Consider the following 12,464-nt stretch of genomic DNA (forward strand, 5'->3'; position numbering starts at 1 on the left):
TTACAAAACTATATAGCGGTTCGTGCCGCCTCTCTTTTCTTTGTGAGCAACCAAAGTGAGTCTCTATGAAAATCAAAGCGCCTGAAGCGTTAATGGCTGCCGAGGTCACTCGCCGTGGGTTGATGAAAACCACGGCAATAGGCGGCCTGGCTGTAGCCAGCAGCGCCTTCACGCTCCCTTTTACCCGGCTGGCGTCGGCGGCGGACGCACTATCCGCAGCCGCAGCTCCGGAAAAAGTGGTGTGGAGTGCGTGTACCGTAAACTGCGGTAGCCGTTGTCCGCTGCGTATGCATGTGGTGGATGGCGAAATTAAGTATGTCGAAACCGACAACACCGGGGACGATAACTACGAAGGGTTACACCAGGTTCGCGCCTGCCTGCGCGGTCGCTCCATGCGTCGCCGCGTCTACAACCCGGATCGTCTGAAATACCCAATGAAGCGTGTCGGTAAGCGTGGGGAAGGGAAGTTTGAGCGCATTAGCTGGGACGAAGCCTACGACATTATCGCCACCAACATGCAGCGCCTGATCAAAGAGTACGGCAACGAGTCCATCTATCTGAACTATGGCACCGGGACGCTGGGCGGCACGCTGACCCGCTCCTGGCCACCGGGTAAAACGCTGGTCGCGCGTCTGATGAACTGCTGCGGCGGTTATCTTAACCACTACGGCGACTACTCTTCCGCACAGATTGCCGCAGGTCTGAACTATACCTACGGCGGCTGGGCCGACGGCAACAGCCCGTCCGATATCGAAAACAGTAAGCTAGTCGTCCTGTTCGGTAACAACCCGGGCGAAACCCGCATGAGCGGCGGCGGGGTGACGTACTACCTCGAACAGGCCCGCGCCAAATCTAATGCCCGCATGATCATTATCGATCCGCGCTATACCGACACCGGTGCCGGGCGCGAAGATGAGTGGATCCCCATTCGTCCCGGTACCGATGCGGCTCTGGTTTCCGCGCTGGCGTGGGTGATGATTACTGAAAACCTCGTCGATCAGCCGTTCCTAGATAAATACTGCGTCGGTTATGACGAGAAAACGCTGCCAGCCAGTGCCCCTGCCAATGGTCACTACAAGGCATATATTCTCGGCCAGGGCAGCGACGGCGTAGCGAAAACGCCGGAGTGGGCCTCCACCATCACCGGTATTCCGGTCGAGCGCATTGTTCAGCTGGCGCGTGAGATAGGTTCAGCTAAACCGGCCTATATCAGCCAGGGCTGGGGACCGCAGCGTCATGCGAACGGTGAAATCGCCACCCGCGCTATCTCCATGCTTTCAATTCTGACCGGCAACGTCGGCGTTCATGGCGGTAACACCGGCGCGCGCGAAGGTTCTTATGAAGTGCCGTTTGAGCGGATGCCGACGCTGGATAACCCGGTACAGACCAGCATCTCCATGTTTATGTGGACTGACGCGATCGAGCGCGGTCCGGAAATGACCGCGCTGCGTGACGGCGTTCGGGGTAAAGACAAGCTGGATGTGCCGATCAAGATGATCTGGAACTATGCCGGCAACTGCCTTATCAACCAGCACTCGGAAATCAACCGCACCCATGAAATTCTGCAGGACGACAAGAAGTGCGAGATGATTGTGGTGATCGACTGCCACATGACCTCCTCGGCAAAATATGCCGATATTCTGCTGCCGGACTGCACCGCGTCTGAGCAGATGGATTTCGCGCTGGACGCTTCCTGCGGCAACATGTCCTACGTGATCTTTACCGACCAGGCCATCAAGCCGCGCTTCGAGTGCAAAACCATCTATGAGATGACCTCCGAACTGGCGAAGCGATTGGGCGTCGAACAGCAGTTTACCGAAGGGCGTACTCAGGAAGGGTGGATGCGCCATCTGCACGAGCTCTCTCGTAAAGCAATTCCCGATCTGCCGGACTTCGACACCTTCCGCAAGCAGGGCATGTACAAGCAGCGTGACCCGGAAGGGCATCACGTGGCGTATAAAGCGTTCCGTGAAGATCCGCAGGCGAATCCGCTGACCACGCCGTCGGGCAAAATCGAAATCTACTCCGAAGCGCTGGCAAAAATCGCGTCTACCTGGGAGCTGCCGGAAGGAGATGTTATCGATCCGCTGCCGATCTACACGCCGGGGTTCGAAAACTATAACGATCCGCTGACGGCGAAATTCCCGCTGCAGCTGACCGGTTTCCACTACAAGGCGCGCGTGCACTCCACCTACGGTAACGTTGACGTACTGAAGGCCGCCTGCCGCCAGGAGATGTGGATCAACCCGATGGATGCCAAAGCACGTGGTATCCGTAACGGGGATCGCGTGCGTATCTTTAACGGTCGCGGCGAGGTACACATTGAAGCCAAAGTGACACCGCGCATGATGCCTGGCGTAGTGGCACTGGGGGAAGGGGCCTGGTACAGCCCGGATGCCAACCGCATCGACCAGGCAGGCAGTATTAACGTCCTGACCACGCAGCGTCCGTCGCCGCTGGCGAAAGGCAACCCGTCTCACACAAACCTTGTCCAGGTTGAAAAGGTTTAAGGAGTAACCGATGACAACCCAGTATGGATTTTTCATTGATTCCAGCCGTTGCACCGGGTGCAAAACCTGCGAGCTGGCCTGTAAAGATTATAAAGATCTCACCCCGGACGTGAGTTTCCGCCGCATTTACGAATACGCCGGGGGCGACTGGCAGGAAGATAACGGCGTCTGGCATCAGAACGTCTTTGCCTATTACCTGTCGATTGCCTGTAACCACTGTGAAGATCCGGCCTGCACCAAGGTGTGCCCGAGCGGGGCGATGCACAAGCGGGAGGACGGTTTTGTGGTGGTGGATGAAGATGTCTGCATTGGCTGTCGCTACTGCCATATGGCGTGCCCGTACGGCGCGCCGCAGTACAACGCCGCCAAAGGACATATGACCAAGTGCGACGGCTGCCACAGCCGTGTAGCGGACGGCAAAAAGCCAATCTGCGTCGAGTCCTGCCCGCTGCGCGCGCTGGATTTTGGTCCGATAGAAGAGCTGCGTCAGAAACACGGTAAGCTTGCCGCTGTGGCACCGCTGCCGTCAGCGCACTTCACCAAGCCGAGTATTGTCATTAAACCTAACGCCAACAGCCGTCCGACGGGTGACACCACCGGCTACCTGGCAAATCCGAAGGAGGTGTGAGATGGGAAGTGGATGGCATGAATGGCCGCTGATGATCTTCACGGTCTTTGGGCAGTGCGTAGTGGGCGGCTTTATTGTTCTGGCGCTGGCGCTGTTAAAAGGGAACCTCAATGCCGAACAGCAGCAGCGTTTAGTGTTGAGCATGTTTGGCCTGTGGGTGCTGATGGGGATTGGATTTATCGCCTCTACGCTGCACCTGGGCTCACCGATGCGCGCGTTCAACTCCCTGAACCGCGTGGGGGCGTCGTCGCTCAGTAACGAAATTGCCAGCGGGGCAATCTTCTTTGCCGTCGGCGGGCTGGGGTGGCTGCTGGCTGCGTTGAAGAAATTGCCTGCGGGCCTGCGCAGCCTGTGGCTGATCGTCACCATGGTACTGGGCGTGGTGTTCGTGTGGATGATGGTGCGCGTCTATAACACCATCGATACCGTTCCAACCTGGTACAGCGTCTGGACGCCGATGAGCTTCTTCCTGACGATGTTTATCGGCGGGCCGCTGCTGGGCTACCTGCTGCTGCGCGTGGCGGGGGTAAACGGTTGGGCAATGCGTCTGCTGCCAGCCGTTTCGCTGCTGGCGCTGGTGGTGAGCACGATGGTCGCCCTGATGCAGGGGGCCGAGCTGGCAACCATTCACAGCTCTATCCAGCAGGCTTCTGCGCTGGTGCCGGACTACGGTTCGCTGATGGCCTGGCGCGTGGTGTTGCTGGCAGCTGCGCTGGCGTGCTGGATCGCCCCTCAGCTTAAAGGTTATCAGCCTGCACTGCCGCTCCTGTCACTGGCTTTTGTGCTGGTGCTGGCAGGGGAGTTAATTGGTCGCGGTGTGTTTTACGGCCTGCATATGACGGTCGGTATGGCTATCGCCAGCTAATTTCATTTTTCGTTATAAAAAGCCGGGACATAGCGCCCGGCTTTTCTTTTTTCATTCATGAAATTTTTCGACTGTCGTTTTGTTTTAATTTCGGTCATTGATAAATAAAAACAGACACATAATTAATATCTATAGCAGGCGCTGCATTAGCAGGATAAGTTTTTTAAATCGACAGGGAACATATTGTGCGAGCCGGTTAAATCTGTGGATTGACTTTGTTTTTGCCAGTGGCATGATGCGCACGAAATCTGAACTTCCTCACGGTTTTTAATCCATGACCACCTATACCCGGCCAGTGCTCCTGTTGCTCTGTGGCCTGCTTCTGTTGACCCTGGCGATCGCCGTGTTAAACACGCTCGTCCCGCTGTGGCTCGCCCATGAAAACTTACCGACCTGGCAGGTGGGTATGGTCAGCTCGTCCTTTTTCACCGGGAACCTGTTGGGCACATTATTAACCGGTAGCCTGATTAAGCGTTTTGGCTTTAATCGCAGCTATTATCTGGCCTCGCTGATTTTCGCTGCCGGGTGCGCCGGTCTGGGTCTGATGGTGGGCTTCTGGAGCTGGATGGCATGGCGCTTTATCGCCGGCGTCGGCTGCGCGATGATTTGGGTGGTGGTTGAAAGCGCGCTGATGTGTAGCGGTACCTCCCGCAACCGCGGACGTCTGTTGGCGGCCTATATGATGGTTTACTACGTCGGTACCGTTCTGGGTCAACTGATGGTCAGCAAACTGCCAACCGACCTGATGAGCGTGCTGCCGTGGGTAACCGGCATGGTGCTGGCCGCTATCCTGCCGCTGCTCTTTACGCGCATTGTTAACCAGAACAGCGAACATCAGGAAGCGACCCACGTCTGGCCGATGTTGAGACTCCGTCAGGCGCGTCTGGGCGTAAATGGTTGTATTATCTCGGGAATTGTACTGGGCTCGCTCTATGGCCTGATGCCGCTCTACCTGAATCATCAGGGCGTCAGCGATTCCGGAATTGGTTTCTGGATGGCGGTGATGGTCAGTGCGGGTATTGTGGGGCAATGGCCGATTGGCCGCCTGGCGGACCGTTTTGGTCGTCTGCTGGTGCTGCGCGTTCAGGTCTTCGTGGTGATCATGGGATGCCTTGCGATGCTCAGCAACGCCGCGATGGCGCCTGCACTGTTTATTCTCGGGGCCGCAGGATTCACGCTTTACCCCGTCGCGATGGCGTGGGCCTGTGAGAAAGTAGAACATCACCAGCTCGTGGCAATGAACCAGGCGCTATTATTAAGCTATACCATCGGTAGCTTGCTGGGACCGACATTTACCGCGATGCTGATGCAGAATTATTCCGATAATTTGCTGTTTATCATGATTGCCAGCGTGTCGTTTATTTATCTCCTGATGCTGCTGCGCAAAGCGGGCGAGCATCCAACCCCTGTGGCGCACGCCTGATTAAATAAAAGCCTGTCGATGACAGGCTTTTTTGTCCCTGTCACATATAAGACTTTTACGCATTGTTTGTTTTCCCCGCCTGGCGATAATTCAAATGAGTTCTACCACAAAAGGCAACAATCATGTCTATACGTCGTTTTTCCACTACCGCACTTGCCGTAGTGTTGTCTTTAACGTTTGCAACGGCTCCGGTCATGGCTAATCCTGGAAACGGGAATGGCGGTGGTCATGGAAACAGTGGCGGACAAGGTAATGGCGGCAATCATGGTAACGGGAATTCTGGTAATTCCGGTAACCATGGTAATAAGCAAAATAGCGGAAAGGAAAACCCTGGAAAATCGGATAAGAGCTTCAAAAACAGCAAAGATGTCGGTAATGACGTCGACGCTCGCGTGAGCTTCGATCATGCCCGCCACCTGGCACTGAATTATGGCTTAACGGGCTATGAGTCTCTGCCTCCGGGGATTGCGAAAAACCTCGCACGCGGTAAACCGCTTCCTCCGGGCATTGCGAAGAAGACCGTACCAGCCTCTATGCTCGGCCAGCTTCCTTCCTACCCGGGCTATGAATGGCGCGTGGTCGGGGACGACCTGGTCTTAATTGCGCTGAGTACGGCAATTGTGACCTCCGTAATTAACGGCGTCTTTAAATAGAATATAAAAAGGCCCGGTTCTTACCGGGCCTTCTCTTTAATACATGACCTTGTGACCGTACTGCTCAAGAATACCTTTCACGCGTTCCATCGTCTCTTTTTTCGGCGGCTTCACGCCATCAAGCTTGTACTCTTCGCCCATCGCCACCCATTTATGTTTACCCAGCTCGTGATAGGGCAGAAGCTCAATTTTCTCGACGTTGCCCATGTCGCGGGTAAATTCACCCAGGCGATGCGCGGAGTCATCGTCATCTGACCAGCCGGGAACAACAACGTAGCGGATCCAGGTTTTGATGCCTTTATCGGCGATGTATTTGGCAAACTCCAGCGTACGGTGGTTAGAAACACCAACCAGATTCTGGTGGATCTCATCGTTCATCTGTTTGAGATCGAGCATCACCAGATCGGTCACGTCGAGCAGTTCATCAATGACCGGATCGTAGCGGCGCACAAAGCCGTTGGTGTCGAGACAGGTATGAATGCCTTCTTTATGGCAGGCGCGGAACCAGTCGCGGACAAACTCAGCCTGAAGAATAGCTTCACCGCCGGACGCGGTCACGCCACCGCCGGATGCGTTCATAAAGTGGCGGTAGGTCACCACCTCTTTCATCAGATCTTCCACGGTGACTTCTTTACCGCCGTGCGTGTCCCAGGTGTCGCGGTTATGGCAGTACAGGCAGCGCATCAGGCAGCCCTGGAAAAAGGTAATAAAGCGGATCCCCGGGCCATCGACGGTGCCACAGGATTCAAAGGAGTGAATGCGACCAATAGTTGACATTGCGGTGATATCTCCGAATTTGGCCCATCCGGGGGCCTGTGTAGTTGCACAGCTCAAAGGCTATGTCGAGTCTGTTTTGGCTGTTATCCATAAAGTATAGATAGCGGACAAAAGAGACTGGTGAAGCGAGGGTGTTAAAAAGGCCCCACTTGCGTGGAGCCTTTATTGTACGCTTTTTAACGCGTGATTTCAGTCAATTCCACTTACATGGACTGAGTGAAAGTACGGGTAATAACGTCCTGCTGCTGTTCTTTCGTCAGGGAATTAAAACGTACTGCGTAGCCAGATACGCGGATGGTCAGCTGAGGATATTTCTCAGGATGTTCCATCGCGTCGAGCAGCATTTCACGGTTCATTACGTTCACGTTCAGGTGCTGACCACCTTCGATGGACGCTTCGTGGTGGAAGTAACCATCCATCAGACCCGCGAGGTTAGTTTTACGCACTTCGTCGTCTTTACCCAGCGCGTTTGGCACGATAGAGAAGGTGTAAGAGATACCATCTTTCGCGTAAGCAAACGGCAGTTTAGCAACGGAGGTCAGAGAAGCTACAGCACCTTTCTGGTCACGACCGTGCATTGGGTTAGCACCTGGGCCAAATGGCGCGCCAGCACGACGACCGTCTGGGGTGTTACCGGTTTTCTTACCATACACAACGTTAGAGGTGATGGTCAGAACAGACTGAGTCGGGATAGCGTTACGGTAGGTAGTGAGTTTCTGAATTTTCTTCATGAAACGTTCTACCAGGTCAACCGCCATGTCATCAACGCGAGCGTCGTTGTTACCAAACTGCGGGTATTCGCCTTCGATTTCGAAGTCTACGGCCAGGCCGTCTTCGTCACGAATTGGTTTAACTTTCGCGTATTTGATTGCAGACAGGGAGTCAGCCGCAACGGACAGACCTGCGATACCACACGCCATGGTGCGGATAACGTCACGGTCGTGCAGCGCCATCAGAGAGGCTTCGTAGCTGTACTTGTCGTGCATGTAGTGGATAACGTTCAGCGCGGTCACGTACTGCTTAGCCAGCCAGTCCATGAAGTGGTCCATGCGCTCCATGACTTCGTCATAGTTCAGCACGTCGCCTTTGATTGGCTCAGACTTAGGACCAACCTGCATTTTCAGTTTTTCATCAACGCCGCCGTTGATAGCGTACAGCATGGTTTTCGCCAGGTTTGCACGCGCACCGAAGAACTGCATTTGTTTACCAACAACCATTGGGCTCACGCAGCAAGCGATAGCGTAGTCGTCGTTGTTGAAGTCCGGACGCATCAGGTCATCGTTCTCGTACTGCAGAGAAGAGGTGTCGATGGACACTTTAGCGGCGAATTTCTTGAAGTTCAGAGGCAGTTTTTCAGACCACAGAACGGTGATGTTCGGCTCCGGAGAAGGACCCATGGTGTACAGGGTGTTCAGGAAGCGGAAGCTGTTTTTGGTAACCAGCGTACGGCCGTCAACGCCCATACCACCGATTGATTCGGTTGCCCAGATTGGGTCACCAGAGAACAGTTCATCATATTCTGGGGTACGCAGGAAGCGAACCATACGCAGTTTCATGACCAGGTGGTCAATCATTTCCTGAGCGTCTTGCTCGGTGATTTTACCTGCTTTCAGGTCACGTTCGATGTACGCATCCAGGAAGGTGGATACGCGGCCGAAGGACATTGCTGCACCGTTCTGAGACTTAACAGCGGCCAGGTAGCCGAAGTAGGTCCACTGAATAGCTTCCTGAGCGTTGGTCGCAGGACCAGAGATATCACAGCCATATTTAGCCGCCATCTCTTTGATCTGACCCAGCGCGCGGTGCTGTTCAGCAATTTCTTCACGCAGACGGATAGTCGCTTCCAGGTTTACGCCGTTTTCCAGGTCAGACTGCAGGGAAACGAACTGCGCGTATTTGTCTTTCATCAGGAAGTCGATACCGTACAGCGCAACGCGACGGTAGTCACCGATGATACGGCCACGGCCATAGGCATCTGGCAGACCGGTCAGAACGCCAGATTTACGGCAGTTCAGAATGTCTTTGGTATAAACATCGAATACGCCCTGGTTATGGGTTTTGCGGTATTCGGTGAAGATTTTTTTCAGCATTGGATCCAGCTCGCGGTTATACGCTTTGCAGGAACCTTCAACCATTTTGATACCACCGAACGGGATGATGGCGCGTTTCAGTGGTGCTTCAGTCTGCAGACCAACAATTTTCTCAAGGGCTTTGTTGATGTAACCAGCATCGTGAGAAGTGATGGTGGATGCAACGGAGGTGTCAAAATCAACTGGCGCGTGAGTGCGGTTTTCCAGTTTAACGCCTTCCATTACGCTGTCCCACAGCTTGGTGGTCGCGTCAGTTGCGCCAGCCAGGAAGGATTCGTCACCTTCATACGGGGTATAGTTTTTCTGAATGAAGTCACGGACGTTGACTTCATTCTGCCAGTCACCTTTCGCAAAACCTTCCCAGGCTGTGGCTAACTTTTCATTAAGCTCGGACATGTAACACCTACCTTCTTAAGTGGATTTTTTATTTACTGCCTGAGACAACCATTAATGATGGTCGCCGCCACGCAGGTAAATGACCCAGTATGTCAACCCAACTAACAGACCCCCACCGATAATGTTCCCGATAGTGACGGGGATCAGGTTATCAGTAATGAAATTCATAATAGTCAGGTGAGAGAAACTTTCCGGGGATGAACCAACTGCGGTCCAGAACTCCGGGCTTGCAAAGTTGCGGATAACAATCCCCATCGGGATCATGAACATATTCGCAATACTGTGCTCGAAGCCGCTGGCAACAAACATCGCAACCGGCAGAACCATAATCATGGCTTTATCCATCAGGCTACGGCCAGAGTAGCTCATCCAGACCGCCAGGCAGACCATCAGGTTTGCGAGGATGCCGAGAGCAACGGCTTCGATAAATGTGTGATGCATTTTGTGGTCAGCGGTTTGCAGGACATTAAGCCCCCAGCCACCGTTGGCGGTCATATACTCGCCAGAGAGCCACATCAACAGAACAAAGAGCAGACAGCCAATCAGGTTACCAACGTAGACGTTAAGCCAGTTGCGCGCCAGTTGACCCCAGGTAATTCTTCCGCTGGCTTTCGCCACAACAATCAGCACCGTTGAGGTGAAGAGGTCGGCGCCGCAAATGACGCAGAGAATCAGACCCAGTGAGAAGCAAATGCCGCCAATCAGTTTGGCCATGCCGAAAGGCATTCCGGCAGTACCGGTGGTGGCGGTGATGTAGAAGACGAAAGCGATAGAGATGAACACACCAGCGGTGATCGCCAGATAGAACGTCTTCATCGGGTGTTTCGTTGCTTTATAGACACCCGCTTCTTCGGCAACTTTTGCCATCGCGGCGGGGAGTAAAAGATCAAAAGGGTTGTCAGCTTTCACACTAACTCTCTCTTTATTAAGTCGGCGACGAGATACTAACAAAGCATTATAGAAGAGAAATTGATATAGATCATATCTCGCCTGGCTTATAGGCCCGCAGTATGTATGGTTTTACAACAAATGCGGTGTAAGTATTTGATTATCCGTATAAAAATAAATTTTAAAAGTTATGAAAAGAGTTGAATTTTTTCGTTCGGCCCCCTTCGAAACAGTTAATTAATATGGAGTATTTACCATAAAAAGTAACAATAAAGCCCAGGCAAATATTATTATATTTACCCGTGTTTAACTTTATTATTACAATCAACAATCATTGCCGAAGAGAATAAAAAACGGGGCAATGAAATTGCCCCGTAATATAGCCCAGACGATTGAATACGCCTACTGCCGTTAATGTTATATGCGCTTATTTTGACCAGTAAGCGGCTTTTGCTCTCTGCAGCTTTTCATAGGCCTTCAGCAGAGACTGATGCGCCGGGAAGGCTTTCAGATCGCTGTCAACCGCCTGCAGACCGTAGAACGGCTCTTCACCGCTCAGCGCCGCGCTGGCGGCTTCAACCGCTTCAGCACCGTACATACGTACAAAAGCGTTCAGGTACTGCAGTGGCTCGCGATCGTCTTCCTGCGCAAGCAGCAGCAGGGTTTGCAGGCAGCGGTAATAGTTGGTGCGCTCGGCGGAGAAGACCGACTGGTTAAACTCCATGGTCCATTCTGTCCAGGCCAGAGCCTGATCCAGATCGCCGCCCGCGAGGGCCAGCATCGCTTTCAGTTCACCGATGCGCAGCGTGTACCAGCCGTTGTCTTTCCCGGTCGCCAGACCCAGCAACTCGCGCACGCGGGTAAAGTCATCGTGGCCTTCATCGTCCAGTTGGGCTATCAGGTTGAGATAATCTTCTTTTTCCCACTCGCTGCCCGGCAGGGAGAGTAGGGTTTCACGCAGGTGCGCGCCCATGCTGTTGTTTGCGAGCCACAGATCTTCCGCCGGGTAGATATCGGACATGCCAGGTACGATGATGCGGCACGCGTAAACGCCCAGGTGTTCGTAGTCGGCAATGTAGACTTCCTGATCTTCGGCGTCGAAGATTGCCATCAATGTAGCGAACTCTTCTTCGGTGGTACCGGCAAAGCTCCAGTCCACGAACGGATAGTCCGCGTCCTGCTTGAACATATCCCAGGAGATCAAACCGCTGGAGTCGATGAAGTGGGTTTCGAGGTTGGTGTGCTCGGCTACTTCTTCATCGTCAAACGTTGGCGGGGTGAATACGTCGAGATCTTTCAGGCTACGGCCCTGCAGCAGCTCGGTCACGGTACGCTCCAGCGCCACGCCGAAGTCAGGATGCGCGCCAAAGGAGGCGAAGCAGGTTCCGTTAGTCGGGTTAAACAGCACGACGCAGATAACCGGATATTTACCGCCCAGCGAGCCGTCATACGCAAAGATTGGGAAACCTTCCGCTTCCAGTTTGGCGATGGATTCCACCACGCCCGGGTAGCGCGCCAGCACGTCTGCCGGAATTTCAGGCAGGCTGATGGATTCGGCAATAATGCGGTTTTTGATATGACGCTCGAAGACTTCAGAGAGACCCTGTACGCGCGCTTCATTGCGGGTGTTACCGGCGGACATACCGTTAGACACATACAGGTTGCCGACGATGTTCATCGGGATATAGACGGTCTGCTCGTCAGACTGACGGGTGAACGGCAGGGCGCAGATCCCACGCTCTTCATTCCCAGACTGCAGATCGATCAGCATGCTGGCGGTCAGTTCGTTTTCCGGATCGTAGAAGGCACGCAGACGGCCATCCAGAATGCCTTCCGGCAGTTCATCGTCTTCGGTCAGCGGGAACCATTTTTCGTTCGGATAGTGAACGAACGGGCCGTTGGCGATGGTTTCACCCAGCCAGAAGTCAGCGAAGAAGTAGTTGGTGGACAGACGCTCAAAATACTCACCCAGCGCAGAGGCCAGTGCCGCTTTTTTCGTCGCACCTTTACCGTTGGTAAAGCAGAGCGCGCAGTCTTTGTCGCGAATGTGCACGGACCAGACGTGAGGCACCGGGTTCAGCCAGGAGGCTTCTTCGATGTTAAAGCCCAGGTCGGTCAGTTTCTGCTGGAAGCGAGCGATGGAATCTTCCAGAGCGGCGTCTTTGCCGGGGATAAACGTTTGAGTCATGGCGTTCACTTTTATCGTACGTAAAGCGCGCAATGATACGGGTTTT

At 53.8% G+C, this 12,464-nt stretch carries 9 protein-coding genes; 5 read left to right on the forward strand and 4 right to left on the reverse strand.

The features are described 5' to 3' along the window. The first annotated feature begins 65 nt into the window (after window positions 1–65). From dmsA to DG357_RS07825, 5 genes are all read left to right on the forward strand, one after another. Complete coding sequence (dmsA, locus tag DG357_RS07805; protein ID WP_028012559.1) at window positions 66–2,510, forward strand: dimethylsulfoxide reductase subunit A; 2,445 nt, start codon at window positions 66–68, stop codon at window positions 2,508–2,510. 10 nt (window positions 2,511–2,520) lie between these two features. Beyond that, window positions 2,521–3,138: a DMSO/selenate family reductase complex B subunit gene (locus tag DG357_RS07810; protein WP_088204940.1), complete on the forward strand. Its 618-nt coding sequence runs from the start codon at window positions 2,521–2,523 to the stop codon at window positions 3,136–3,138. 1 nt (window position 3,139) lies between these two features. Continuing rightward, the gene (locus tag DG357_RS07815) at window positions 3,140–4,003 is read left to right on the forward strand and encodes a dimethyl sulfoxide reductase anchor subunit family protein (protein WP_088204941.1); all 864 of its coding nucleotides are present in this window, start codon (window positions 3,140–3,142) and stop codon (window positions 4,001–4,003) included. Window positions 4,004–4,277: 274 nt separating this feature from the next. Next, window positions 4,278–5,426: an MFS transporter gene (locus tag DG357_RS07820; RefSeq protein ID WP_045261768.1), complete on the forward strand. Its 1,149-nt coding sequence runs from the start codon at window positions 4,278–4,280 to the stop codon at window positions 5,424–5,426. 122 nt (window positions 5,427–5,548) lie between these two features. Then, window positions 5,549–6,079, forward strand: coding sequence for an anti-virulence regulator CigR family protein (locus DG357_RS07825; RefSeq protein ID WP_047368209.1), 531 nt, complete (start codon window positions 5,549–5,551; stop codon window positions 6,077–6,079). Window positions 6,080–6,115: 36 nt separating this feature from the next. Here DG357_RS07825 and pflA read toward each other — a convergent pair whose 3' ends face one another. The 4 genes from pflA to ycaO all read right to left on the reverse strand — a co-directional run bounded on the left by pflA (window position 6,116) and on the right by ycaO (window position 12,418). Further along, window positions 6,116–6,856, reverse strand: coding sequence for a pyruvate formate lyase 1-activating protein (gene pflA, locus DG357_RS07830; RefSeq protein ID WP_028012563.1), 741 nt, complete (start codon window positions 6,854–6,856; stop codon window positions 6,116–6,118). A 203-nt stretch (window positions 6,857–7,059) separates the two neighbouring features. After that, entirely contained in the window at window positions 7,060–9,342 is a 2,283-nt protein-coding gene (gene pflB, locus DG357_RS07835) for a formate C-acetyltransferase (protein WP_023338210.1), read from the reverse strand. A gap of 51 nt (window positions 9,343–9,393) precedes the next feature. Further along, window positions 9,394–10,251, reverse strand: coding sequence for a formate transporter FocA (gene focA / locus DG357_RS07840; protein WP_028012564.1), 858 nt, complete (start codon window positions 10,249–10,251; stop codon window positions 9,394–9,396). 406 nt (window positions 10,252–10,657) lie between these two features. Continuing rightward, window positions 10,658–12,418 (reverse strand): 30S ribosomal protein S12 methylthiotransferase accessory factor YcaO, encoded by a 1,761-nt coding sequence (gene ycaO, locus DG357_RS07845; protein WP_162497077.1) that lies wholly within the window; start codon window positions 12,416–12,418, stop codon window positions 10,658–10,660. Window positions 12,419–12,464: the final 46 nt, after the last annotated feature.

It is taken from the genome of Enterobacter bugandensis (assembly GCF_900324475.1).
GTDB classification, from domain to species: Bacteria; Pseudomonadota; Gammaproteobacteria; order Enterobacterales; family Enterobacteriaceae; genus Enterobacter; species Enterobacter bugandensis.